We start from the raw sequence: 25,937 nt of genomic DNA, 5'->3' as shown, positions 1-25,937 counted from the left end.
ATAAAATACAAGTATAAAATAAATTTTGTAGTGCAGGCATCTTAACCGCTAGTGTATTTATTTACGTAAAGTTTTTTGTATAACATTTTTTAAATACATTAAATACACATATAAATAAAATAAATCTTGTGGTGCGGGCATTTTACCCACTGATATACCTAACTTAGGTAAAATTCTGCATACTACAAGCTATTTACATAAAGTGGTACTTTTTTTTGACCAACCTTAAACTGTTCTTAAACAGAAATAATTGCACTTATTGCATGATATAAATTGAACAAACCAATCTACACAGTTAGAGGTACTATGAATTTCTCAAGCACCACTTTGTTACCCAGAGCATTTACTACTTCAGCACTAACAACTGCTGCTGTACTCGGCTCTCTCCTGGCTGCACCGGTCCAAGCTCAAGCTCAAACTATCAGTGGCGCGGGAGCGACTTTTCCAGCACCCTTGTACGAAAGATATGCTCGTGAAGTAAGAAAGAAATTTCCAGACCTGAAAGTTAACTACCAATCAATTGGTAGTGGTGGTGGTATTCGTCAAACCATTGCTGGAACCGTTGACTTTGGTGCTAGTGATGCTGCTATGACAGACGCGGAAATGGCCAAAGTTAAGAACGGTGTGATTTTAGTACCCACAGCAGGTGGTGCTGTTTCTGTGGTTTATAATCTACCGGGTGTCAATAACCTGAAATTATCTCGTACCACTTTACCAGGTATTTTTTCTGGTCAGATTACCAACTGGAATGACCCAAAAATTAAAGCTGATAATCCTGGAGTGAATCTACCCAACCAACCAATTAAGTTTGCGGTTCGTGCTGATGGTAGCGGTACAACCTTTATCTTCACCAACCATTTGAGTTCAATTAACGGTTATTTCAAGGGTAGAATCGGAACTGGAACAGCCCCTAAATGGACTTTGCCTAATGTTCTTAAAGGTAAGGGTAATCCTGGTGTGGCTGCTTTGGTTTCCCGTACTCCTGGTTCTATTGGTTATGTGGAATATTCCTACGCTGTGCAAAACAAGCTGAAATCTGCACTGCTGCAAAATAAGTCTGGACAGTTTGTAGCGCCTTCTTTGCAGACTGCAAACGCAGCTTTATCCTCTGTGAGTTTCCCTGATAACTACCGCATTTTTGTAGGAGACCCCAGCCAAGGTTATCCTATCGTTGGTTTGACCTGGATGATGGTTTATAAAAAGTATCCTACTCCCGCTAAGGCTGATGCGGTGAAAAAATGGATTAATTGGGTGTTGAACGATGGTCAACAATTCAATGATGACCTGAACTACACCAGAATTCCCTCTGCAGTCACTAATCGGGTATTGCAAACAGTAAATAGCACTGTTAAATAATCACCTCAGTTATTTTCTTTCAGCAGGGTGGGCTTATGGCTCACCCTACTAACACCAAATAGTTTAATGTTTTGGCTTTTTTATGGCAAATTCATCTAATTCAGACACAAATAATTCATTAGCTCTAAATAATGAATTGATAGCTAACGACGGGATCAAAGGTTGGTTTGACCAAGGGTTTACATGGCTGGTCTATAGTTTCACGACAATTACTGTGGCGGTGCTATTTCTGATCACCTGGATCATTTTTCAAGAGGCTAAACCGGCGATCGCACAGTTTGGTATACAGTTCTTGTGGGGGCAAGATTGGGATGTCAGCAATGAAATATTTGGTGCTTTACCTTACATATACGGGACTGTGGTCAGTAGTGCCATCGCCATTTTCTTTGCTTTTCCGGTGGGAATAGCAGTAGCATTAGTAACAACTGAAAAATTTTTACCGCCTTCCATACAAGCATTTCTGGCATTTACGATTCAGTTAATTGCCGCAATTCCCAGTGTGATTGTGGGTTTATGGGGAATTTTTATTTTTATTCCTGTCATAGAACCATTACAAAAGTTGCTGGGGAGTTATTTCCGATGGATACCGCTATTTAATACAGAATCTCCAGTGGGAACAAATATGTTAACTGCAGGAATGATTTTGGCTATTATGATTCTGCCAACTATGGCAGCAATTAGCCGTGATGTCCTACTAGCAACGCCTAAAGAATTACGTAGTGCATCTATGGCTTTAGGTGGTACTCGTTGGGAAACAATTTTCCGAGTGTTGCTACCTGCTGGGTTTTCTGGGATTGTTAGCGCCACTATGCTGGCTTTAGGGAGGGCTTTGGGGGAAACCATGGCTGTGACTATGGTGATTGGTAATTCTGGTCAAATTAGTCTTTCTTTATTAGATCCGGCTTATACCATCCCTTCTGTGATAGCCAATGAATTTGCCGAAGCTACCCCAGGATTACACATTGGTGCTTTGAGTTATCTGGGATTGGTTTTGTTTGCGGTGACTTTGGCTGTGAATATTGGTGCTGTTCTGTTGGTAAAGTGGGTGGGTAAGACCAACCGCTAATATGTGTTGAGTAAATTGAAACAAAAGTATTGATAAATATGGATGGTTCTCAGAATTCACAAATACAACAATCTTTGGGTGCTGAATTATTTAGCCCTTTACCCAAGTCTAGGCAGTTATTTACTTACTTAATGAATGGGATTGCCTGGGGATTAACAATTTTGGCTGTGGTTCCCTTAATATCTATTTTGTGGGAAATCCTGGTTAGGGGAATATCTGGTTTAAAGCCAGAAATGTTTGTCAATTCTGTAATTGATTTTGGATTTGGCAATGCGATCCTAGGGACGGCAAAAATGGTGAGCATTGGGGCATTATTAAGTATTCCCCTAGGCATATTAACGGGGATATTTTTAGCGGAATTTGGACGCACTCACCCGGCAGCCAATTTTGTCCGCTTTATTACTGGTATTCTCACGGGGATTCCATCAATTATTGTGGGTGTATTCGCTTACGGTGTTATAGTTCTAGTAACTAAAAATTTTAGTGCGATCGCGGGTGGATTTGCTCTAGCCACAATCATGCTCCCTGTGATTGTCCTCACAACCGAAGAAGCGTTAAAACTCATACCTACAGACCAACGTCTAGCTTCCGCAGCTTTAGGGGGGACTCGCTTTCAAACCACTTTTCGCATTGTAGTTACCGCGGCTATTCCTGGAATTACCACAGGTGTTCTCCTCGCAGTCGCTCGTGCTGCTGGGGAAACAGCACCGCTACTGTTTACAGCTTTGTTTAGTCTAGATTGGTCATCAGGATTACTCAGCCCAACAGCTTCTTTACCAGTATTGATTTTTAATCTCTACAACGACCCTGATCCCCAGAAATATCAGTTAGTCTGGACAACTTCCATAGTTTTACTGGGCTTGGTTTTGTTTGTCAATATCATCTCTCGTTTAGTTACTCGTCGAAAAAAGAGTAGATAAACCTCAAAAATTGAACTTTCGGTAGTAAATCAGTCGGAAAACAATGAACACAAACACATTAAATACTGCGATTCAAGTCAAAAACATCAGCTTTTACTACGGTACCAATAAAGTAATTGATAAGGTTTCCTTAGATGTTTATCAAAATCAAATAACTGCACTGATTGGTCCTAGTGGTTGTGGTAAATCAACCTTCCTTAAGAGTCTAAATCGCATTAGTGAATTGGAAGGTTCGGTGAAAGTCGAAGGGAATGTAGAATTTTTTGGTCAGAATATTTATGACCCCCGGATTAACTTAAATCGACTACGCCGCCAAATTGGTATGGTCTTCCAAAGACCAAATCCTTTTCCCATGAGCATTTATGAAAATATCGCTTATGGTATGAGAATAGCTGGTCAGTCTTCTCAGACCGAATTAGATGCTGTGGTTGAATCTGCTTTGAAAGGTGCTGCTCTTTGGAGTGAAGTGAAGGATAAGCTGAATAAATCGGCTTTAGGTCTTTCTGGTGGTCAACAACAGCGTCTTTGCATTGCTCGTGCTTTAGCCGTTAAACCAAAAGTGTTGCTAATGGATGAACCCTGTTCGGCTCTTGACCCCATCGCCACCATGAAAATTGAGGAACTAATCCATGGTTTGCGCTCTGAATTGACCATTGTTATTGTGACTCACAATATGCAGCAGGCGACTCGAATTTCAGATTTTACAGCTTTTTTCAGCACTGATGAAAGTCGTATTGGTCAAATGGTGGAATTTGGCCCTACACATCAAATGTTTAACAATCCTCTAGATTCTCGGACTCGGGATTATGTTTCCGGACTTTTTGGTTAAAAGGTTTTTTAGCCTGTTGCATTGTAACTAATTAACCAAGTTGTTGACATACTCACCGCCAGCCCCTCTCCTCCTAGGAGAGGAAAGTAAAATAAATAAATCCTCAAAACCCTGTTCCCTGTTCCCTTTGATGGCATAGGTAAGCTGTTGTACTCGATTCTCAGGATTTATGAATATTGATCACGTTCATTTCTATGTAGAAGATGCCCAGGTCTGGCGGGATTGGTTTGTATCCCACTTGGGGTTTACAGCAGTGAAGAGTAACATTGTTTCAATTCATACTCGTACAGAAGTAGTGAGGAGCGGGGTTGTTTGCTTTTTACTGTCTTCAGCTTTATTACCTACCAGTCCAGTGGCTGAGTTTCTGTGTCAACATCCACCAGGGGTGGCAGATGTGGCTTTTGCTATGGAAGATGTGGAAGGTGCAATGACACTAGCCCAAAGCCAGGGGGCTAGAGTTATCCAACCCATCCAGTCCCAGCAGTGTGGTGATGTGTCCCGCAAATGGGGTAAAATTGCCGGTTGGGGCGGGTTGACTCATACGTTGATGGAAAATTTACCAGTAAAAACTGATTATGCAGCAAAAACAACAAATCATACTTTTACTGCCATAGATCACATTGTGTTGAATGTACCCGTGGGTGAGTTGGAATCTGCTGTTGCTTGGTACGAAAAAATTTTAGATTTTCATCCCCAGCAAAGTTTTAAAATTCAAACCGATCGCTCTGGATTACATAGCCAAGTTATGGTTTCCCGTCAAGGTGGGGTACAGTTTCCAATCAATGAACCTGCTTCTGGTAATTCCCAGATTCAAGAGTTTTTGGATATTAACCGGGGAGCAGGAATTCAACATATCGCCTTGGGGACGGCTGACCTGCTTAGTGCGATCGCTCAACTTCGCGCCCGTGGTTTATCTTTTCTCTCGGTTCCCCAAACTTACTACTCACAGATTCAACAGCGCTCTGGATTTCCTCTCTCCATATCAGCACTAGAGGCCATCGCCCGACAGAAAATTTTAGTGGACTGGAAGGAAGATACTGAAGATGCAGTATTATTACAAATTTTTACTCAGCCCATTTTTGCAGAGCCGACCTTTTTCTTTGAGTTTATTGAGCGTCGTTACCAAGCTCAAGGTTTCGGGGAAGGTAATTTTCGCGCTTTATTTCACGCTATTGAAACTGAACAAATTAAACGCGGTACTTTACAGTTTTAGATTTTGGATTTTGGATTTTCGTTGGCAGTGAGATTTTGGGAAGATGCTCTCACTACAATATCCTGTTCCCTGTTCCCTTTTTTAATGTTGATTGGTCAAAAAGTGAGATAATCGTTATCAAAATTAACAATTTTTGCCGATGCTAAGATTAATCACTGACTTCGATGGACCGATTATTGATGTGTCTGAACGGTATTACCGGGTTTATCAGTTTTGTTTGGAGAAAATCCGATATCCAGAACAATCTGTAAAACAACTTTCTCAAGCGGAATTTTGGCAACTCAAGCGATCGCGTGTCCCTGAAAAACAAATTGCTTTAAACTCTGGTTTGGATGCTACCCAAGCACAAGAATTTGCTCAGTTACGCCGAAAAACAGTACACACGGACGGTTATTTTCAGTATGATACCCTGGTTCCAGGTGCTGTAGATGCACTGTTACAAATTCAACAAGCTGGTATTGATTTGGCTGTGATGACCATGCGTCGAGTACGGGAACTAGATTATGCTGTCAATAAGTATCAATTAGGCTGTTTTTTCCCTAAGAGTCGCTGTTACTGCCTGGAAAATGACTATGTTAAGACTAGTGATATTGAAGATAAGCCATTATTGATGGAACGGGCATTGGCAGAATTGCCCATGGCAGCCGATACATGGATGGTTGGGGATACTGAAGCGGATATTGCTGCTGCCAAAAAATACAATATCAAGGTCATAGCTGTGGAGTGTGGTATTCGCGATCGCGCTCAGTTAGAAATTTACCAACCTGACTTGATTGTTGAGGATTTGAGTACGGCTGTCAAACTCATCCTGGAATCTTAATTAATCGCGTTTGGCTAAAGCGTGAAAGCTTACCGATGGATAAATGCTCCTATGCTAGGGTTGAAGTAAGAAGTAAAGTCTAGCTTTGTCTAGGTTTTATATAGCAGTAATAGACAAACGATCAAACTAACTTGTCCATTACTCCTGATCAATCTACAATCGCAAAAGTTCATGGACTTAACGCAGAAAACTGCTAATCAGCCATAACAATGTAAATGTCAAGACTGTAGATAACTGTTCATCTGTTAGTTGCCAGTTTATCTGGGGCAGTAGCCAACTAGCAAGTAAACCTCCGACAATTAAACCGACAATTAAACCAACCAGTGTTAATAAAACTGCCCTACCAAACCTACCCTCCTTACGTTGTAGGAAGTAAATACTGATGCCTACACCCAAAACCAAAGCCAACTGTAAAACCTGGTTGCCTCCTGCTTCAGTAAGTACACTAATAGCAGTTAATCCCAAATACCAAGCTCCTGGTAAGAGGATATCTCTAGGGGTGGGTTGATCCAGCATTCGTTGCAGCCATGCTGGTGACTGCTGGGGAGGGATGGAACTTTCTTTTGCAGGTAACTGCACTCGCAATTCCGGAAACCTGATTCGTTCCGGTACTTTAATTTTACCTTCTTGGCGCATCCGGAGGCGATCCATTAAAATCGCATCGTAAGCCATTTCAATGAGTTCTAAACTCTTGGCATCGCCACTGTGTTGCTGCAATTGGCGATTCCGAGCATCCTGAATTTCATCGAAGCTAGCATCTTCTGGTACCCCAAGTTTTTCGTAGGGATTTTGATCGCTCATGGGAGTTTATACTTTTTTTAGCTTTGGTCAGCAGCAATGTTTTGCTTTTGGAAAAACAATTTTAGATTTTATCTTAATCCCAACCAACGGACTAACCAATATTTGTAGCCTACCAGCATACTATCACGGATTAGTTGGATTGAGTGAGAATCTTTAACTATGTCAAGTTTAACATATTGCCATAAGCCCGTGTATACGCTCACGCCTGTGGCTAGTAAGCCATGTACTCTATAATTTTAGCTAGAGATGACTAGAACGCATTTTTTCTGAAAAGGTTAACTTCTATGTTTCACAACTTGGCAATGACAGAGTATGTTAGGGAAGTGTTCACTTCAAACTGTCACTATAACTTGTGGTATGTGTCCATTATGGATTTAAAATTAAACAGTTTTCAATTTCCACTCTGATGGGGAAAATCAACTCTAGTAGGTGAATGAAATGCTGTAGGAAACTTCAAAATATCTGTTTAGTACACATCAAGTGTGATAATCACAATACTTGTACTTAAGTATATGTGTGACTAGCAAACTTTTCTGAGTGTCATTTTCCTCCAATTCTGATGCCACTATTATTTTATTGTGGATCATCAGGAAATACATTCCTCACCCCTGTAGAGTCTTAAACAACCCCCAAAGTGGAAACCGCGTTTTTACGCTGTCTTTCTTCCTGTTAATCTTACGAATTTTTTGCAAAGTGATGGTCATGGCACCAGCCAAGATTCTTGTAGTTGATGACGACCCTGCTGTCCGCAATTTAATCCAACGCTTTTTGATTAAGCAGACCTATGAGGTGGAGGCTGCTGAGGATGGTAAAACAGCCTTAGCTATATTTGAGCAATTTAACCCAGATTTGGTAATTTTAGACGTTAATTTGCCAGATGTGATTGGGTTTAACCTCTGCCAGGAAATGCAAGGTCGTAATGGTGTTTTTGTTTTGATGCTGACTAGCCGCGCCGACGAAGCCGACAAAATCCGTGGCTTTTCTAAAGGCGCTGATGACTATCTCACCAAGCCATTTGGTCTGGGAGAGTTAGAAGTGAGAGTAGCCGCAATTTTGAGACGGCAACGAGTTGTTACCAATTCTGAACAAAAACGTTTAGTTTTTGAAAAATTAATGATTGATCCAACACGACGGGAAGTGGCACTAAACAACCAAGCAATACCTTTAACTGCTTTGGAATTTGATTTATTGCACTTTTTAGCCAGCCATCCCGGTAGAGTCTGGCGACGAGCAGAACTGATTCAAGAGGTCTGGGATTATGAATATGTTGGCGATCAACGAGTTGTAGATGTGCATATCGGTCAAATTCGCAAGAAGATTGAAGCCGATGCTAGCCAACCTGCACTAATTCAAACTGTACGTGGCGTAGGGTATAAGTTTGAATGTCCCACCCACTCTCAGTAGTGGGAATGTTATTAGTCTTTTGGGTCTAATACATCTGCACCATAAAAGTTTCCTGTGTGTAACAGTTTTAAATTTTGAATTTTAAATTTATCCCTTGCTAGCTGTAATCAACATCCATCAAAAGGGCACGGTTACCGTGCCCATGGTTAATAACAACAAGAATAATCAATCAATAAGCTATGGTTGGCGCTGGGCTAAGTCCTTTCACCTCAACCCTTACCCGTGTAATGGGAGTCTCCTGGGGGGGTGAGATGAAATAAAGTTTCTAAATATACTCTTGCAGCCCGGCGATCGCTCTCTCCATTTTGCAGTAAAAACAAGGACAATGCGGCTGTGAGGACTCGGTTTTGATCCCAATCCGGGTGTGTTTCTAGGTAGTTTTTAAGTGATTCATGTAGTGTTTCTGGGATTTCCGTAAAAATACTAACTGTTGCGTTCATGAGTTTTTCCTTCTCTGAGGTAAATCAAGAGAGACAAGTTGCTTTTAAGGAGGATTGGCTTTACATAGTCCTGGAGTTACCTGACAATCTATATCAGGGTCTAAGGTGATTTTTGCTGTCAGTGGTTGAACAGACTATCAAAAGCTAGTCGAATCATTGTGCGCCAAGAGGGGGTGGGTTTGTCAATGCTGCGAAATGTTAAATTCAACCGAATGAAAAACAAACCTTGACCCAATAATCAATATTATAGCCACTTTTTTGTTACTGAACTTAACACAAACTCAGTGGCATAGGCTCATGGCTATTGTTGCTCAAAAATCCCCAGTAAAACGGCAAGTGCCTATTACCTCGTACAACATCTGTGGAAAACTACTAAAATACCTGTGGAAAAGCTGTGGAATGGGTGAGGAAAATTTCAGGTAATGATAAGAATTACAAAAATATCAATCCTTCTACTTCTAGCGGCGACGCTCTTGTAATTGGCGATATACTGACTTTATGTCTACTTGGTGATGAGCTAAAGCCACCAATGTATGGTAAAGTAGATCGGCAACTTCACCAGCTATGGACTCTGGATCATCGTCCTTAAAGGCCATGACTACTTCAGCACTTTCCTCGCCGATCTTTTTTAAAATTTTGTTATCGCCACCAGCCAATAACTTACAGGTGTAAGAACTGGCCACGGGATGCTCACGGCGATGGCATATGACTTGAAAGAGTTGAGATAATGTATCCCCTGGGGGTGCAACAATTGCCCCCTCTACTTGATGAAAACAGCTACGTTCACCAGTGTGACAGGCAATATCTCCCACTTGCTCGACCCCTATCAGCAGGGCATCACTATCACAGTCATAACGGACACTCCGCACTTTTTGAATATGTCCAGAAGTCGCGCCTTTATGCCATAATTCCCGGCGGGAACGACTCCAAAACCAAGTTTCCCCAGTGTCTAAGGTTTTTTTTAAGGATTCTTGATTCATCCAAGCCATCATTAAGACAGTACCATCTAGATAATCTTGGATAATTGTCGGCACTAAGCCTCGTTCATCGTAGCAAATCTGATCAACAGGAATGGAGTGTGATGGTGAATGGGGATTAGTAGAAGACATATTAAATCTGATAATTATAGATTCACGATACCATTTTGAGCAGGGCAAGGAGCCAACATTTCCATGGACAACCATCTTCATGGGTTGTTTTTCTAGTTAGGATAACTTTATAAGGTAGAATTTCTAAACAGTTTTTCACCATATCCTCAGATAGACCTTTTTATTTATCGTTATTTAGGAGAGAGCCTTGGTAAACACCACTATTAAAACCACAAAATCACAAGAAATCTTTGCGGCAGCCCAAAATCTCATGCCAGGAGGGGTTAGCTCTCCTGTGCGTGCTTTCAAATCAGTTGGCGGACAACCCATTGTTTTTGACCGTGTTAAGAACTCCTATATTTGGGATGTGGATGGCAACCAATATATAGATTATGTCGGTACTTGGGGTCCGGCGATTTGTGGTCATGCCCATCCAGAAGTAATTGCAGCCCTTCATGAAGCCTTGGAAAAAGGTACAAGCTTTGGCGCTCCTTCAGTGCTGGAAAACTTACTGGCAGAAATGGTCATTGATGCTGTTCCCAGTATTGAAATGGTCAGATTTGTCAATTCAGGCACGGAAGCTTGTATGGCAGTGTTAAGGTTAATGCGGGCTTTCACCAACAGAGAGAAAATCATCAAGTTTGAAGGCTGCTACCACGGTCACGCCGATATGTTTCTAGTCAAAGCTGGTTCTGGCGTAGCCACACTAGGATTACCCGATTCCCCAGGAGTACCTAAGTCAGCAACTAGCCATACTCTCACCGCTCCCTACAATGACCTGGAAGCTGTCAAAGCCTTATTTGCAGAAAACCGGGACGAAATCGCCGGTGTGATTCTAGAGCCTGTGGTTGGCAATGCTGGGTTTATTACTCCGGATGCTGGTTTTCTGGAAGGTTTACGGGAACTTACCCATGAACATGGGGCTTTACTAGTCTTTGATGAGGTGATGACTGGTTTTCGCATTGCCTATGGCGGCGCTCAGGAAAAATTTGGTGTGACACCGGATCTAACAACTTTGGGCAAGGTGATTGGCGGTGGGTTGCCTGTGGGAGCCTACGGGGGTCGTCGGGATATTATGTCTATGATTGCCCCGGCAGGTCCTGTGTATCAAGCGGGGACTCTTTCGGGTAATCCTTTGGCGATGACAGCTGGGATTAAAACCCTGGAACTGCTGCAACGACCTGGTACTTATGAGTATCTTGAGCAAATTACTCGTCAGCTGGCAGATGGGTTACTGCAAATTGCCCAAGACACTGGACACCCCGCTTGTGGTGGCAACATCAGCGCCATGTTTGGCTTATTTTTCACCTCTGGACCAGTTCATAACTACGAAGATGCCAAAAGGTCAGATATGGCTAAATTTGGTCGTTTTCATCGCGGGATGTTAGACCGCGGTGTTTATTTAGCACCTTCTCAGTTTGAGGCAGGTTTTACCTCTTTGGCTCATACTGAAGCTGATATTCAGGAGACTTTGACTGCGGCACGGGAAGTGCTATCTACTTTGTAAGTGCTGATGACTGAGTGCTGGGTTAATGGTGATATCTGTTGTACTCAGCACTCAAGATACGTTAGTCAAATTTAACACTCGCATCCATGATGTCCACAGCCTTTGAGTGTTTTATGTCCTTCAGCACAGCCTTCAGAACAATAGTATTTACCCTCTTTACTGATGGCATCCTCAAGTGTAACGATACACAAGCAACTAGGGCAGGCGCATTTCATTTCGGTTACAGTTGTCATATTTCTCTCCATTATTTATAATAAAATTATAACATCTGAACAGTTGTTCAAGTATTATATATAGTATTCCTTAAACACGTGATATCCAAGTATTGCCCGCTCATGATGTACCTCAATTGGGCAAAGTTCGCTATATATGATGTGAATGCGTAGGTAAGTGGTCGATACTGTCATAACCTATTTGCCAGAATTAAAAATAACAAGTAGAATATAATTAACCAAAAATATACAGGTAACTGGAGGAATTGTTAAGAAAATTGAGTTTTCCGCAAAATCATCTAGTCAGAGTTAATTGTAAGTTTTAATAACTAAAAGAGAGTGTAACTATTCCAGTCGTTATTCGTGCAGCGAGTTGACAGCGCATGAGCTATTGCTTAAATCCTACTTGTACCAATCCCAAAAATGTGGCAGACAGCACCAAGTGTCAGTCATGTGGCTCTCCATTAGTATTACGCGATCGCTATCGGGTAGTTAAACCATTAGGTAAAGGTGGCTTCGGAGCAACATTCTTAGCTAAGGATCAAACATTACCGGGAGAACCGAGTTGCGTGATTAAGCAGCTACGTCCTTCAACGACCACACCAGATGTTTTAAAAATGGCGCGAGAGTTATTTGCCCGGGAGGCCAAAACCCTGGGTAAGATTGGTAATCATCCCCAAATACCAAGGTTACTTGATTATTTTGAAGAGGAAGAACAATTCTTTTTAATTCAAGAATATATCAGTGGTTGGACTTTGGAACACGAGGTTAAGGTGAATGGCGTTTTTAGCGAGGCTGGAGTCAAACAATTTTTGAGCGAACTTTTACCGTTGTTGCAATACATCCACAAGCAGAAAGTTATTCACCGTGATATCAAACCAGCCAATTTAATTCGTAGGTCTCTAGATGGAAGAATGGTGCTGATTGATTTTGGTGCGGTGAAAGATCAAGTCAGACAACCCACCATCAGTCAAACGGGACAAACAGCATTAACAGCCTACTCCATCGGTACTCCTGGTTTTGCACCTCCAGAGCAAATGGCCATGCGTCCAGTTTACTCTAGTGATATATACGCCTTGGGGGTCACTTGTATTTACTTGTTAAGCGGTAAAACTCCCAAAGATTTAGGTTACAATCCGAAAACAGGAGAGATTGTGTGGGAGCCTTTGGTACAGGTGAGCGATAACTTGATCAATGTCCTGCGGAAAATGTTGGATGTGTCAGTACGCAATCGCTACCAGTCAGCACAAGAAGTGCTAAAAGCCTTAGACATGGAACCCTATTTAGAAAGTTTAGCCCAGAGTTTGCTAGTTAAACCTCATAATACTGTTGAGCAGCCTAAATATAACCGTCGGCAAAACTCCACTAGAAATTCTACTACTTTGTCTAACAACCCTTCTGCTGGTTCCACTGGGGGAGAAAATGTAGGACAAATAGCATCAGCAATTCGAGCTAGACGAGCTAAGTCAGAGTCTGGAGAAGTCGATCAGTTGTCTAGCGCAGATAAATCAGCCAATTTAAGTACTAACAGTAATACTACTTCACAGTATAAGAATACTCAAGCGCGCAAAATAAATGCCCAAACTTTATTAACAGCTTATCTGAAGGGAAGAAGAGATTTTGCTCTGCATAATTTAAGTTTCCTCAAGTTACAAGGTGTTGATTTATCAGAAACAAATTTTCATTCTGCTCAACTGCAAAGCACTAATCTCCAAGGCGCTAATCTTCATGATAGCGACTTTACTAGAGCTAATCTCAACCGAGTAAATTTGAGAAACGCTAATGTCAGTAAATCTTACTTCCACAATGCTGATTTAGAGGGAGCAGACCTGCGCGGCGCAGACCTTAGCCATGCTCATTTTAACAGTGCCAATATCCGAGGTGCTAATTTGTGTGGCGCTAATCTCACAGGTGCTAAGATTTCTGATCAGCAGTTAGCGTTAGCGAAAACCAACTGGAGGACAATACGCCCCAATGGTAAACGAGTGTTCTTTGGATGAGGGATTAAGGAGATTGGTGTGGAAAAAGACACAAAAAGCTCCTGAGAGCCTTTTGTGGTTTGGGGGAGAGGTCAATTATACTCAGGAATGATTGAATATTTTAGCTGCTGCTGCTACACCAGCACCGGGGGTAAAGTTTTCGTGACCGAGTTCGGTGAGAGTAACTTCTAAAGCTGCTATACAGCTGAGAATATCGCGATCGCTGACAAAGCCCAAGTGACCAATGCGGAAAATTTTGTTTTTCAGATGGTCTTGACCCCCTGCTAGAGCAATGTCAAAGCGCTTATTCATTAATGAGCGAATTTTATCCGATTCAATCCCTTGTGGGGACACTGCGGTAATTGCTGGACTAGCATAGTCATCTGCTGCAAATAACGGTAAATTTAAACCTCTAACCGCCGCGCGGGTAGCATTTTTCAGCCGTTGATGTCTGGTAAATATAGAATCCAAGCCCTCATCTTTCATCATTCGTAAAGTGGTGTGTAAAGCCACAATCAAGTTTACTGGTGGAGTGAATGGGGTAGTATTTTTGGCTGTAGATTTGCTATATTTGCCCAAATCTAAGTAATATTTTGGTAATTTCGCGGTTTTATAAGCTTCCCAAGCTTTGGGGCTAACCGCAACAAAACCTAGTCCAGGGGGAATCATGTAACCTTTCTGGGAACCGGAAGCAACTACATCCAAGCCCCAGGTGTCTATGGGCAAATTGAATGCACCCAGGCTGGTGACTGCATCCACCATAATTAAAGCTTGACCATGTTCTTTAACTAGGCGGTTGATGGTTTCTAAGTCATTCAACACCCCTGTTGAGGTTTCGCTGTGGGTAATAATTACAGCTTTGATTTGCTTTTGAGTGTCTGCTTGCAGTTTTTCGGCAAACAAGGCTGTGTCTAAAGGTTTACCCCATTCTGCTGTAATGGCTTCCACGTTTAAACCGTAGGCTTGGCTAATTTCTACCCAGCGTTCTCCAAATTTACCATTGGAGCCAACTAAAACGCGATCGCCCGGAGAGAGAAAGTTAATAATTCCTGCTTCCACTGCCCCTGTACCGCTAACATTCAGCATTAGTACATCATTTGTGGTTTGATGCAGCCATTTGAGGTTTTCTGTCACCTCCGCCATGATGTTACTAAACTCACTAGTACGGTGTCCTATGGGGTGTTTGGCTAGTGCCAACAATGCAGTTTCTGGTACTGGTGTGGGACCAGGAATCATTAGCATGAGCTTGTCCATATGTTTGTCCTAAGTCAAATAAAATTTCAATCTGTGGGCGGCTAGTTTTTTCATGTGGTGAATTTTAGATTTACCTGCATATACATACAAAGTACTTTGCTATATCCTGCATATCTTTGACATCTATTCTCTGATGTTGCTACGCGGTCATCAGACACGCTATGCAGCGTTTACGATATGATTGGATAAATCATATTGTCTTGGGAGTGTCAAAGCTCGTCTACTCACCTTGACTAAGATTATACTTAGGTGTGTGACTAGTTGAGTTGGCATCTTATGGGTTTTTCACCAATTTGTGGATGCTTTTTTTGATTGTAACTGAACACAAATGCTTTTAGAATACCCATCGCCCTTTGTTAAGGATACGACGGGATAAATCCTGTTGAGCCGCGTTTTATCTACAAGAGTGTTGATGGGGTTATTCAATCAGGGGTTATTGATTAACCTACTTGGGGAGGAAAATTTACAGAAATTTACTAAACAGATTAGCGATGGCGGAACCCGGGTCTGGTTGTTTAACTAAAGATTCGCCAATCAATACAGCTGCTGCTCCTGCTTGTTGTACTATCTGCAAATCTTCTGGGGTGTGTAGCCCTGACTCACTCACAACTAGGAGGTTCTGCTCTTGTAATTGACTCCCTCTTGCTGCTAATAATTGGCAAGTTGTGTGGAGGTTAACAGAAAAATCTTCTAAATTGCGATTATTTATGCCCACCAAAAATTCACCCTTTAAAGCCAATACCCGATCCAGTTCTGCCAAACTATGAACTTCAATCAAAGCCGTCATGTTTAGGGCTTTGGTGATTTTGATAAAGTATTGTAAATCCTGATCGCTGAGAATAGCGGCAATTAATAAAACTGCATCTGCGCCCTGAAGGCGAGCTAAATACATTTGGTAAGGATAGATAATAAAATCCTTACATAATAAGGGTAAATCTACCGTGGCACGCACTTGAGCTAAGTTGTCAAAACTGCCTTGAAAAAACTTGCTATCTGTCAACACAGAAATACAACTAGCACCGCCTTTTTCATAAGCTGAAGCAATGGCTACTGGGTCAAAATCTTCACGGAAAACACCCTTACTAGGAGAAGCTTTTTTAACTTCAGCAATCAAGGCTGGATTAGTTCTACCTTGTCTGAGTGCGGCAATAAAATCACGAGTTGGCGGTGCTGAGAGGGCTTGCTTTTGCAATTGTGCCAAAGGTCGCCTGTCCCGCATTTGCTCCACCTCAATTTCCTTATGCCAGACAATTTCCTCCAAAATGTTATTTGGTTCCATATCTGGCAAGGCGGACTGGTAGCGCAAAAAAGAGACATTAATGGTAGTGTTGGTAGAACGACGGCGAATTTGCATAATTAAAGACTAAACACTGGTAACTAGAGATGGGGAAGTTTTCCCCCTAGTCTCTATTTGCTCACTCCTACTTTTTAAACCACGGCTCGTTTATAGGCTTCATCTAGCACTTCTGACAGTGTGGGATGGGCGTGTACTAAATGGGCTAGGTCTTGGACGGCGTGACGATGGGCGATGGCTGCTGATGCTTCGTGAATTAAGTCGGCTGCGTGCATACCAAAGATATGCACACCTAAAACTTCACCAGTATCTTGGCGATATACCACTTTAGCTATACCGTCGGCTTCATTTTCTGCCAAGGCTTTAGAGTTACCTTTAAAGTAACTTTTACTAGTGGCAATGGTAAAACCTTCAGCTTGTGCCAATTCCTTGGCTGCGGCTTCTGTTAAACCCACATAGCTAACTTCTGGGTGAGTAAATGCGGCAGCTGGGATACTGCGATAGTCTACCACACGCGATCGCCCCACAATATTTTCTACAGCAACAATGCCTTGAGCTGAAGCTGCGTGTGCTAACATCATTTTGCCGGTAGCGTCACCAATTGCCCACAGATGGGGGACTACTTCCCCTGCTGACAGCACAGCCAGGCGATCGTCTACGGGGATATAATTTCTTCTATCTAGTTCCACACCTAAAGTTTCTAAACCCAGGTTTTTAGTGGCGGGGATGCGTCCTGTGGCTACTAAGCAAGCGTCCACCTCCATTACCTCAATGTCTTTTTTGGTTTTAAAATCTGCCAGTTCAATTACCACTGGTGAACCGGGGATAATTCTTTTGGCGTATATGCCTACTTTGGTTTCAATGTCCCGGGGGGTAATTAAGACCCGTTCTGCTAGTTTAGCAATATCCCGGTCGAATCCTGGCATTAATTGGTCTAGGGCTTCAATCATGGTGATTTCGCAGCCCAAAGCCGAGTATATATCAGAAAATTCTAAGCCGATGTAACCACTGCCAATAATTGCCACCCATTCTGGCAGAGATGGTAGTTTTACCCCTTGGTCGCTAGTAAAAACGGTTTTGCCGTCTACTTCAATTCCTGGAGGAACAAAGGGTACTGAACCGGGGGAGAGAATGATATCTTTACCAGTGATGGTTTTTTCACCACTATCACTATTAATAGTTACTTTTTGGCTCCCGGCGATTTTCCCCCAACCCCTGATGATGTCAACTTTTAGACGTTTGAGGCTGTTGGTTAAATCCCCTTGAATTTTGGATACTAAATTGCCAGCATGATCTGCGATCGCTTGGCGGTCAAATGCCACATGATCAATTTGAATCCCTAATGATTTGAGGTGGTGGGTATTACGTAACTCCCGCACACGTCCAGATGCTGCTAACAAAGCCTTAGAAGGGATACAACCACGATTAACACAGGTTCCTCCCATATCCCCAGCTTCGATAATTGCTGTTTTCAGTCCACAGCTAACCGCGTGTAGAGCCGCACCGTGTCCGCCCACGCCCGCGCCTATAATAATTAAATCGTAATCAAATCCATGACTCACGTTAGTTTCCCCGTGTGCTTCGCCTTAACAATGTAAAACCTGCTGATGCGATAGTATTGCTTCCTGGTTGGTAGCAACAGTTTCAATCCTGGCGACTTCAGCCCGGATTCAGTTAATATTATACTTTATTTTCCCGCTTATGCACATTTTCTCTACTCAAAGATTCCGCTTCACATTAGTTGTTGCTGCTTTATTCTTAGGGGGTGTGACTATTCCTAGTGTAGCTACCCAGTGGAAAAAAACACCCCTTGCCGAACCATCGGCGGAAAAAAGTTTATTTTTTCCCAAAGCACAGTTATCAGGGACAAGACTAGCCAGTATTTTTCATAATTCTGTTACAACAATCACTCCACAATTAAACTCCGCATCTAGGCAACATACAGCATCAGCGGCTATTAGTTATCCAGTAGTGGATGAGTGGCAGAACTATAAGTTTAGCATTCCGGGTAGTCGGGTTTTCACTCCAGGCAAACTACCCAAGTCTAATATTAATTTTCCCCAAGGAGATTTATTAACTGTTCTGGTTAATACCAGAAAATATTTTCAAGATCACCCTGGTGAAGATCCCACTGTTTTCCGGAGGGGGCTGCTAGATACTCAAGGTGTAACAGTCCAGGATATTATTAAAACTTTGGATTTCATGATTACTGTATTAAGGGAAGATATTGCCAACAATCGCAATTCACGGTTGGAAAATCCTGAGTTTATTAATAATAATTTTCGAGTAATTAAATGGTCTGCTTATAATCCTGACAACCAGCAGCAAAAGCAAGTGCGAATTACTAAATATGCTGTTTTTGAGCATAGGGGTTCTCGCACTAAAACTGCCACTTATAATATACCAATTTACAGTTTAAAAGCAGACAAAATTGCTGATAAATTTTACACTAGATACACAAAGCAGGATGTTTTATCAGGTATTTATGAGCCGGGGGGAAAAGAATATGGTAGAGTTACGCCCCTTGCTTATTTAACCAGGGATGGCTTAGAAGAAGCGTTGATGCAGGGGACAATCTTAATTAATTTTACCGATGGTAGTCAAAGTTTTTTTAATGTAGATAAAAATAATGGTATTGCTTATGTGCGGGGGTTAAAAGCCACAGAGCAAAAGCGTTATTGGTACTTTAGACAGGTGGATGGTATTAAAGGTTATGGACATAATATAAATGCCAAAATTTCCATCAAGCCAGGAGTAACTTTTGCCGGGGATATTCTCAATATTGGCTTGGGTAGAATTGTTGTGATTGAGTATACTAAAGGCGGGCAAAAAAAATTAAGAATGGGAGTTATAGCAGATACAGGAGGGGCGTTCTTACCTAATCTTGCCCAACTTGATTTGTTAGCAGGAACTTTTAAGAATCGGCGGGAGTTTACCCAGTATATTAGACAGTTACCGGAGTATGCTACAGCTTATTTTTTGGTGAAAAAGTGATATCCTCTTAGAGGATGTTGGAAAAGTCCCGCTAGATGTATGGCATTTCTTAAACACTTGAGGTACTAATGCAAATGATCTGTTAAGATTAATGTCATAATATCTCAACAAGAAAAAATATTTTTGTGGAAGTTACAGCTTGAAAGTTCGTTCTCATTACTGGCAATTATTACCCTACCTTCGCCCCCATTGGCAAAACATTACTAAGGGATTTATCGGCATTATCGGTTATGTGCTGGCAACTTTAACTTTAATTAATTTCGCTGGTAGGTTGGCTACTCCTTTTGGTGAAGGTAATGTAGTGGCGATCGCCCAGTTAGCTGGGGTTTTGGTGGTGGTGTTTTTAGTGCGGGGCTTTTTTCAGTCTGTGCAAGATATGTACATGGCCAAAGTTGCTTTAAGAGTGGCTTTTGACCTCCGCAAACAGGTTTACTCCCATCTGCAAAAACTAGACCTTAGCTATTTTGAAACCGCAAAAGCTGGTGACTTATCTTATCGCCTAACAGAAGATGTTGACCGGGTGGGGGAGGTTGTTAATAAAGTCTTTCACGACTTTATCCCTTGCACTTTGCAATTATTGGCCATACCCATCTATATGATTTACTTAAATTGGCAATTGACACTAGCTACAGTGATTGTTGCCCCAATAATGGGTATTTTAATTGGCTGGTTTGGTGAGAGATTACGTAAGTATTCCCTCAAAAGTCAAAATCAAGTTTCTGGCTTATCCGCAATTCTCACGGAGGTATTTAGCGGTATCCGTCTAGTCCAGGCTTTTGCATCTGAAAACTACGAAATTGCCCGATTTGGCAATGAAGCAGAACGCAGTTTCCAAGCTAAATACTCTGCTGATCGTCTCAAAGCAGTTCAAATCCCCATAGTAGGTTTTTTAGAGGCTTTAAGTGCTATATCATTATTGATGGTGGGAGCGTGGCAAATTGCCCAAAATAACTTAACAGTGGGGGAGTTTTTTAGTTACTTAGCAGCCGCAGGGTTGTTAATTGACCCCATCGGTCATACTACCAATAACTACAACGAGTTTAAACAAGGTGAAGCATCTGTTGACCGGGTTTTTGAATTGATGGCTATTCAACCAACAGTATTAGAAAAACCCCATGCTATGGCCTTACCCCAGGTTAAAGGTGAGGTAGAATATCGTCATGTATCCTTTGCCTACCAACCCGGAAAGTTTGTATTAAAAGATATTAGCTTATTGGCATTCCCTGGACAAGCGATCGCCTTGGTGGGTGCTTCTGGTGCTGGTAAAACCACATTTGTCAATCTTCTCCCCCGTTTTTATGACCCAGCAGCAGGTCAAATTTTCATTGACGGTGTAGATCTTCGGGAAGTGAAGCTTTATAGTTTGCGGCGACAAATTGGCATTGTTCCCCAGGAAACGGTGATGTTTTCGGGAACAATTGCCCAAAATATTGCCTTTGGGCAAAATTCCTTTGACATGGAAGTAGTTGCAGAAGCTGCTAAAATTGCTAACGCCCACCAATTTATTACCCAGTTACCGGAAGGTTACTATACTTGGGTGGGTGAGAGAGGCGTTAACCTATCAGGTGGACAACGCCAAAGAATAGCCATCGCCAGGGCGGTATTTCTCAACCCGCAAATTTTGATTTTAGATGAAGCTACATCGGCGTTAGACTCTGAGTCGGAAGCATTAGTACAAGAAGCCTTAGAAAGATTAATGCAAAACCGCACAGTGTTTATCATTGCTCACCGTTTAAGTACAGTTCGCAGATGCGATCGCATTTTAGTTTTAGAACGGGGGGAAATTGTAGAATCAGGAAACCACTCAGAACTGTTAGCACTACAAGGACGTTATGCCCGATTTTACGCCCAACAATTTAGTTAGGACTCAAGGCTATAAGTTCTATAGTATTTCTTAAACACGTGAGATACAAATGGATATCAAAAATGGATTTATTGGCAGCATTGGTAACACACCACTGATTCGCTTAAATAGCTTTAGTGAGGAAACAGGTTGTGAAATCCTTGGTAAAGCAGAATTTCTCAATCCTGGGGGTTCCGTCAAAGACCGCGCTGCACTTTACATTATTGAAGATGCAGAAAAAAAAGGTCTACTTAAACCCGGTGGTACGGTGGTTGAAGGAACAGCTGGGAATACAGGAATTGGTTTAGCACATATTTGTAACGCCAAGGGTTATAAATGCCTAATTATTATTCCCAATACCCAGTCCCAAGAAAAAATAGATGCACTAACCACCCTAGGGGCGGAGGTGCGCCCTGTTCCAGCAGTCCCCTATAAAGACCCGAATAATTACGTCAAGCTATCCGGGCGAATAGCGGCAGAATTAGATAACGCAATTTGGGCAAATCAATTTGATAATATAGCCAACCGCCTCGCCCACTACGAAACCACAGGTCCCGAAATTTGGACCCAGACCAACGGTCGGGTTGATGCTTGGACGGCCGCAACTGGTACTGGAGGTACTTTTGCGGGGGTATCTATGTATTTAAAGTCACAGAACCCTGGAGTTAAATGTGTGGTGGCTGACCCTATGGGTAGTGGGTTGTATAGCTATGTCAAAACTGGTGAAATCAAGATACAAGGCAATTCTATTACTGAAGGTATCGGTAATAGCCGCATCACCGCCAATATGGAAGGGTCACCAATTGACGATGCTATCCAGATAGATGATACAGAAGCTTTGCGGGTAGTTTATCACCTGTTACGGAAAGATGGGCTGTTAATGGGTGGTTCTACTGGCATTAATGTTGCTGCTGCTGTGGCTTTAGCCAAGCAAATGGGTCCGGGACATACCATTGTGACTATTTTATGTGATAACGGTTCCCGATATCAATCACGCATCTTTAACCGGGAATGGTTAGCCTCAAAAGGATTAATGGTTAGTTAATTAGGGAACAGACAACAGGGTTCTACCAGTAACAACAATGTCAAGTATTAATCAATTATGCCTAATCAAGTACCTCTATTGGTAGAACAGCATTTGCAGGGGGGTCAAAGAGTGGAAGGAATGCTTTATTATCGGTTTCATCCCCAGGGATAAATACACTAAAAACGCAAAATACCACTCAATTCCTGACCAAAGTGAGGTACCTATGAATATTCAGCAGCTACGTCAATCCGTAAAAATTAAGTGGCTGAGTTACTACGAGGAAAATCGTTCTTGGCTAGTTAAAGTGAGGGTTTGGGGTACTTATAATAATCTGCGCCGCCCTTTATCTGGTTTTATTTTAGCTACTTTGTCGGTTTTAGAGCCTGAGTTTGCTCGTATAATTTCTTTTATTTTGGATCTAAATGATAACCCTGATGAAATAGTGGCTGCTTTAGGCCTTAACTTTAATCCTGAGCAAGAGTTACATTTAATTAAGTCTGAGTCTTCCCCCACCACCACAGAGGTAGAAGCAGTACCCGTGGTGACACCTGCTCAAATTACTGCTAATACACCACAGTTACATCAACCAGCGCCATTATCTCTGGGTGATACTCAGGTGACAACCCATCCTACACCTAATACTGTAACCGCTGATGTGCCACCCCAGGGATTCACCGTGGCTGTGGCTTCTCCTCCTCCCAGCCAAAATCTACCACGTCATCACAGGCGATCGCCCTCCCCCCTAGCAATGACCATCAACTTACCAAAACAAACCAAAACCATTACATCTTCAAAAGTCAGGGATTGGGGGTTTCATCATCTACCTATTAAGTTTTGCTCTCTTCTGCTGCAAATAAATTGTTTAACCGGTATTTTATTTTTATGTGAGTATTTAAAATCTCCAGTTTCACATGGTAACTATGGAAAAATACCACCCAAACCAAAAAGTAACCGTCGTTTAGCTAATTGGGTAGATGAGTTTTGTCAGGGTAGCGAATACGACCCACAACAAACCACTAAAATCACTAAATCTAAAATCTAAAATCTACAATTTACTGACCTATGAAAAGAAAAAAAAAATCTCTGCTGTCAGGCTGGAAATGGCTATTACTTGCAGTTACCACATCTTTGTTAATTATCCTCACCCAAGTAATACCCGTAGTTACAGCCCAGGAAACCCCAGAGTCTGTAGTTGTTGAAAGTACCAGCACAACTAATAAAACTTCTGTTGATGAAACTGAACCTCAACAGCCACAGTCTCCAGCAGTCAGTCCAGAAGAAATTAGTCGTCAGCAAACACTCATTAAAGCAGACCAGCTTTTTGTCGCCGGGGAAATTTCAGCCGCGGAAAAACTGTATAGAGAAGTAAAAACACCTTTTACTACAGCAGTTACCACCCAAGAACGCAAACCAGCCATACTAGACCCAGAGCAACTTTCTCCGGCTGGTAAAGTATATTGGCGAGAGTCTACCGCGGGAATTGCCAAGAATCTACAAACCAGAACTTTAGTCCCTCTGCAATTATTGGTTGAACAGTATCCAGAATTTATCCCCGGTCATATTCGCTTCGCAAAAGCTTTAAAACAATATAACCGCTCCCAAGAAGCATTAGATATATTAGAACGTGCTGTATCTCTTTATCCCCATGAATCAACCTTAGTTGATGCTCAAGTCACTGCAATGGCGGAAGCTAAAAAATGGATGGAGGCCTCTTTAACAGCCCGTCAATTTGCCATTCTTAATCCAGATCATCCCCAAGCTTCTAAATTTCAAAATTTAGCTGATGAAAATCTGAAGAATTTTAAATCTTATATGGGAGGAGAGATCAGGGGTAATGCCATTGCTAATATTATCACAGGTGCATTAGGTTATGCTGTTACTGGTAGTCTTCTTGGTCCGGTTTCTGCCATTGACTCCACTGTCATGCTGTTACAAGGTGAAGCAGCCATAGGTGATTCGGTGGCACAACAGGCCAAAAAACAGTTAGATTTAATAGAAGATGAAACAGTCACAGCCTACATTAATGAAATTGGGGCAAAACTGGTGAAAGTAGCGGGCAGAAATGATTTTAAATATGAATTTAATGTTATTGCTCAAGAAGACCTCAACGCTTTTGCTCTGCCCGGGGGTAAAATATTTATTAATGCAGGGGCGATCGCTAAAACCAATTCAGAAGCAGAACTAGCCGGTTTACTAGCTCATGAATTATCCCACACTGTATTATCTCACGGCTTTCAAATAGTCACCCAAGGAAATCTCATTGCTAATGTGACTCAGTATTTACCTTTTGGTGGTACTATTGGTCAACTGTTTGCACTCAATTATAGTCGAGATATGGAACGTCAAGCAGATGAACTCGGTACACGTTTAATTGTTGCTGGGGGCTACGCTGCTGATGGTTTGCGTAATTTAATGGTGACATTAGCAAAAGAACAGCGAAATTTTCTCCCACCTTGGTTATCTTCTCACCCAGGGGGCAGCGATCGCGTTAGTTATTTAGAAAATTTAATTTCCCGTGGGAATTATAACCGTTACGCCTATGAAGGAGTTGAACCACATATAACAGTACAAGCACAAATCAAACAAATTATAGAAGAGAGGAAAAAAGAAGAACAAGAAAAATCTCCCAGTCCATGAATCAAAAATACTAACTTCCTCGTCACTATAATTATTAGCTCTCAAAACTAAACTGGGCAATAATTTATGTTTTTCAAACCTTTAAAGTTGGTATTTTTGAGCAGTTTTGGCTTATCTTTGGTTTTAGGCAATGCTGCGGCACTTGCTCAATCTAATAATTCCACCTTTGGTAGTGTTGTTGTCCCCACCATACCCACAGGCGACACATCAACCCCAACCCCCATAAATATACCCACAACAAATATACCTACAACCACACCCAACCTCACCGGAGATACTCGGTTTAGCTGTCAATTCCACAATGGACAGTACACTGTCATGTATCAGCCCCAAAGTATTCCCGGTCAATTCTTTCCTTGGGCTGCACCAGCCGCTTTAGGTGGTGGTTGGAGTCCAGAAAAACGCTGTCAAGCAATTGCCAGTCGCTTGGAATTATACCGCCCGGATGGGTTACAAGAACTACAAATAGCCAGAGAAAATAACGAGAATATTATTTGTGTCACCACCGAGGCTAACTCATTTTGTCGCATTCTATTAACAGTACCCAGGAATAAAGATCCCTATGTCATCCGTAATAGTGTTTTCCAAAATTTAATCACCGCTGACAGTGGACAACAAACCATAGCAGTTAACACTTTTCGCCATAGGGGTAGAACAGGACTAAATGACTTATATAATTTAGGTCGCAGCCTTCTTGGTGGTGATAAAAATCCCCCTCCTGTTTCTAGAACTGCTATCAATTTAAAACCCTACCTCGCCCCCCAAGATGGGGGTACATTGGGACAGCCCAAACGCCTCAACCCTGGTAGTTTCCGTTGATATCATCTTCGGTAAATCAAGACACTTCCCCGCTTCCGGGGTATGTCTCTAGCGGGTAAGATGCCCGCAATACTTACCTAGAAGGTCGGTGAGTATCACAGTTAAGTGGGTACTAGCCGTGAATTCTATGGTCTCTGGGTAAAAATAATCAAAAACGGTCTGGAAGGGGGTGTTGGCCGCGCTGGTGGTGTTGGCCGTGGTGGTGTGGGTGGCGCTGGTGGGGTTGGCCGTGGTGGTGTGGGTGGTGTGGGTGGTGTGGGTGGTGTGGGTGGTGTGGGTGGTGTGGGTGGCGCTGGTGGGGTTGGCCGTGGTGGTGTGGGTATAGGTGGTGTGGGTATGGGTGGTGTGGGTATAGGTGGTGTGGGTATGGGTGGTGTGGGTATGGGTGGTGTGGGTGTGGGTGGTGTGGGTGTGGGTGGTGTGGGTGTGGGAGG

General features: G+C 42.3%; 23 protein-coding genes. 16 read left to right on the top strand and 7 right to left on the bottom strand.

Translation table 11 applies throughout. The features are described from left to right. The first annotated feature begins 306 nt into the window (after positions 1 to 306). The 6 genes from pstS to NWP17_RS12895 all read left to right on the top strand — a co-directional run bounded on the left by pstS (position 307) and on the right by NWP17_RS12895 (position 6,204). Positions 307 to 1,356, top strand: coding sequence for a phosphate ABC transporter substrate-binding protein PstS (gene pstS, locus NWP17_RS12920; RefSeq protein WP_280655305.1), 1,050 nt, complete (start codon positions 307 to 309; stop codon positions 1,354 to 1,356). 82 nt (positions 1,357 to 1,438) lie between these two features. Beyond that, the gene (gene pstC, locus NWP17_RS12915; RefSeq protein ID WP_280655304.1) at positions 1,439 to 2,422 is read left to right on the top strand and encodes a phosphate ABC transporter permease subunit PstC; all 984 of its coding nucleotides are present in this window, start codon (positions 1,439 to 1,441) and stop codon (positions 2,420 to 2,422) included. A gap of 38 nt (positions 2,423 to 2,460) precedes the next feature. After that, entirely contained in the window at positions 2,461 to 3,342 is an 882-nt protein-coding gene (gene pstA, locus NWP17_RS12910) for a phosphate ABC transporter permease PstA (protein WP_280655303.1), read from the top strand. 43 nt (positions 3,343 to 3,385) lie between these two features. Then, positions 3,386 to 4,171 carry a phosphate ABC transporter ATP-binding protein PstB gene (gene pstB, locus NWP17_RS12905; RefSeq protein WP_280655302.1) on the top strand — a complete coding sequence of 262 codons (786 nt, stop codon included), beginning with the start codon at positions 3,386 to 3,388 and terminating at the stop codon, positions 4,169 to 4,171. A 169-nt stretch (positions 4,172 to 4,340) separates the two neighbouring features. Then, positions 4,341 to 5,384 carry a 4-hydroxyphenylpyruvate dioxygenase gene (gene hppD, locus NWP17_RS12900; RefSeq protein ID WP_280655301.1) on the top strand — a complete coding sequence of 348 codons (1,044 nt, stop codon included), beginning with the start codon at positions 4,341 to 4,343 and terminating at the stop codon, positions 5,382 to 5,384. Between the two features lie 139 nt (positions 5,385 to 5,523). Continuing rightward, positions 5,524 to 6,204 (top strand): HAD family hydrolase, encoded by a 681-nt coding sequence (locus NWP17_RS12895; RefSeq protein ID WP_280655300.1) that lies wholly within the window; start codon positions 5,524 to 5,526, stop codon positions 6,202 to 6,204. Positions 6,205 to 6,381: 177 nt separating this feature from the next. Here NWP17_RS12895 and NWP17_RS12890 read toward each other — a convergent pair whose 3' ends face one another. Continuing rightward, complete coding sequence (locus NWP17_RS12890; protein ID WP_280655299.1) at positions 6,382 to 7,005, bottom strand: CPP1-like family protein; 624 nt, start codon at positions 7,003 to 7,005, stop codon at positions 6,382 to 6,384. A gap of 702 nt (positions 7,006 to 7,707) precedes the next feature. On the opposite strand from NWP17_RS12890, the gene NWP17_RS12885 reads away from it, so the two are divergent. Beyond that, the gene (locus NWP17_RS12885) at positions 7,708 to 8,409 is read left to right on the top strand and encodes a response regulator transcription factor (RefSeq protein WP_280655298.1); all 702 of its coding nucleotides are present in this window, start codon (positions 7,708 to 7,710) and stop codon (positions 8,407 to 8,409) included. Between the two features lie 209 nt (positions 8,410 to 8,618). On the opposite strand, the gene NWP17_RS12880 is transcribed toward NWP17_RS12885, so the two are convergent. Together NWP17_RS12880 and hisIE are read right to left on the bottom strand one after the other, a co-directional pair. Further along, on the bottom strand, positions 8,619 to 8,849 hold the full coding sequence (locus NWP17_RS12880; RefSeq protein ID WP_280655297.1) for a DUF2811 domain-containing protein: 231 nt from the start codon (positions 8,847 to 8,849) through the stop codon (positions 8,619 to 8,621). A 458-nt stretch (positions 8,850 to 9,307) separates the two neighbouring features. Continuing rightward, a complete protein-coding gene (hisIE, locus tag NWP17_RS12875; protein ID WP_280655296.1) occupies positions 9,308 to 9,958 on the bottom strand; it encodes a bifunctional phosphoribosyl-AMP cyclohydrolase/phosphoribosyl-ATP diphosphatase HisIE in 651 nt (216 codons plus the stop codon). Positions 9,959 to 10,145: 187 nt separating this feature from the next. On the opposite strand from hisIE, the gene hemL reads away from it, so the two are divergent. Next, complete coding sequence (hemL, locus tag NWP17_RS12870) at positions 10,146 to 11,444, top strand: glutamate-1-semialdehyde 2,1-aminomutase (protein WP_280655295.1); 1,299 nt, start codon at positions 10,146 to 10,148, stop codon at positions 11,442 to 11,444. Positions 11,445 to 11,515: 71 nt separating this feature from the next. Here the strand turns inward: hemL and NWP17_RS12865 are convergent, their stop codons facing one another. After that, the gene (locus NWP17_RS12865; protein ID WP_280655294.1) at positions 11,516 to 11,677 is read right to left on the bottom strand and encodes a metallothionein; all 162 of its coding nucleotides are present in this window, start codon (positions 11,675 to 11,677) and stop codon (positions 11,516 to 11,518) included. 362 nt (positions 11,678 to 12,039) lie between these two features. Here NWP17_RS12865 and NWP17_RS12860 point away from each other — a divergent pair, with 362 nt between their 5' ends. Then, positions 12,040 to 13,656, top strand: a complete 1,617-nt coding sequence (locus tag NWP17_RS12860; protein ID WP_280655293.1) for a serine/threonine-protein kinase — start codon at positions 12,040 to 12,042, stop codon at positions 13,654 to 13,656. An 81-nt stretch (positions 13,657 to 13,737) separates the two neighbouring features. Here the strand turns inward: NWP17_RS12860 and NWP17_RS12855 are convergent, their stop codons facing one another. From NWP17_RS12855 to lpdA, 3 genes are all read right to left on the bottom strand, one after another. Continuing rightward, a complete protein-coding gene (locus tag NWP17_RS12855; RefSeq protein ID WP_425332663.1) occupies positions 13,738 to 14,871 on the bottom strand; it encodes a pyridoxal-phosphate-dependent aminotransferase family protein in 1,134 nt (377 codons plus the stop codon). Positions 14,872 to 15,352: 481 nt separating this feature from the next. Further along, the gene (gene trpC, locus NWP17_RS12850; protein WP_280655291.1) at positions 15,353 to 16,243 is read right to left on the bottom strand and encodes an indole-3-glycerol phosphate synthase TrpC; all 891 of its coding nucleotides are present in this window, start codon (positions 16,241 to 16,243) and stop codon (positions 15,353 to 15,355) included. Positions 16,244 to 16,317: 74 nt separating this feature from the next. Beyond that, positions 16,318 to 17,745, bottom strand: a complete 1,428-nt coding sequence (gene lpdA, locus NWP17_RS12845; RefSeq protein ID WP_280655290.1) for a dihydrolipoyl dehydrogenase — start codon at positions 17,743 to 17,745, stop codon at positions 16,318 to 16,320. Positions 17,746 to 17,884: 139 nt separating this feature from the next. Between lpdA and NWP17_RS12840 the strand changes: the two genes are divergently transcribed. The 7 genes from NWP17_RS12840 to NWP17_RS12805 form a co-directional block, all read left to right on the top strand. Next, the gene (locus NWP17_RS12840) at positions 17,885 to 19,177 is read left to right on the top strand and encodes a murein transglycosylase A family protein (protein ID WP_280655289.1); all 1,293 of its coding nucleotides are present in this window, start codon (positions 17,885 to 17,887) and stop codon (positions 19,175 to 19,177) included. A gap of 139 nt (positions 19,178 to 19,316) precedes the next feature. Beyond that, positions 19,317 to 21,041 carry an ABC transporter ATP-binding protein gene (locus tag NWP17_RS12835; RefSeq protein ID WP_280655288.1) on the top strand — a complete coding sequence of 575 codons (1,725 nt, stop codon included), beginning with the start codon at positions 19,317 to 19,319 and terminating at the stop codon, positions 21,039 to 21,041. A 49-nt stretch (positions 21,042 to 21,090) separates the two neighbouring features. After that, positions 21,091 to 22,065, top strand: a complete 975-nt coding sequence (locus NWP17_RS12830; protein WP_280655287.1) for a cysteine synthase A — start codon at positions 21,091 to 21,093, stop codon at positions 22,063 to 22,065. Between the two features lie 205 nt (positions 22,066 to 22,270). Next, entirely contained in the window at positions 22,271 to 23,089 is an 819-nt protein-coding gene (locus NWP17_RS12820; protein ID WP_280655286.1) for a DUF5331 domain-containing protein, read from the top strand. 20 nt (positions 23,090 to 23,109) lie between these two features. Further along, the gene (locus NWP17_RS12815) at positions 23,110 to 24,684 is read left to right on the top strand and encodes a M48 family metallopeptidase (RefSeq protein ID WP_280655285.1); all 1,575 of its coding nucleotides are present in this window, start codon (positions 23,110 to 23,112) and stop codon (positions 24,682 to 24,684) included. A gap of 66 nt (positions 24,685 to 24,750) precedes the next feature. Further along, positions 24,751 to 25,503 (top strand): COP23 domain-containing protein, encoded by a 753-nt coding sequence (locus NWP17_RS12810; RefSeq protein ID WP_280655284.1) that lies wholly within the window; start codon positions 24,751 to 24,753, stop codon positions 25,501 to 25,503. A 105-nt stretch (positions 25,504 to 25,608) separates the two neighbouring features. Then, positions 25,609 to 25,937 (top strand): hypothetical protein (locus NWP17_RS12805; RefSeq protein ID WP_280655283.1); only part of this gene is annotated, 329 nt, incomplete at its 3' end.

The organism is Chrysosporum bergii ANA360D (assembly GCF_029891735.1).
In the GTDB taxonomy this organism is placed as follows: Bacteria; Cyanobacteriota; Cyanobacteriia; order Cyanobacteriales; family Nostocaceae; genus Umezakia; species Umezakia bergii.
This window is presented reverse-complemented; position numbering and strand designations above follow the sequence as displayed.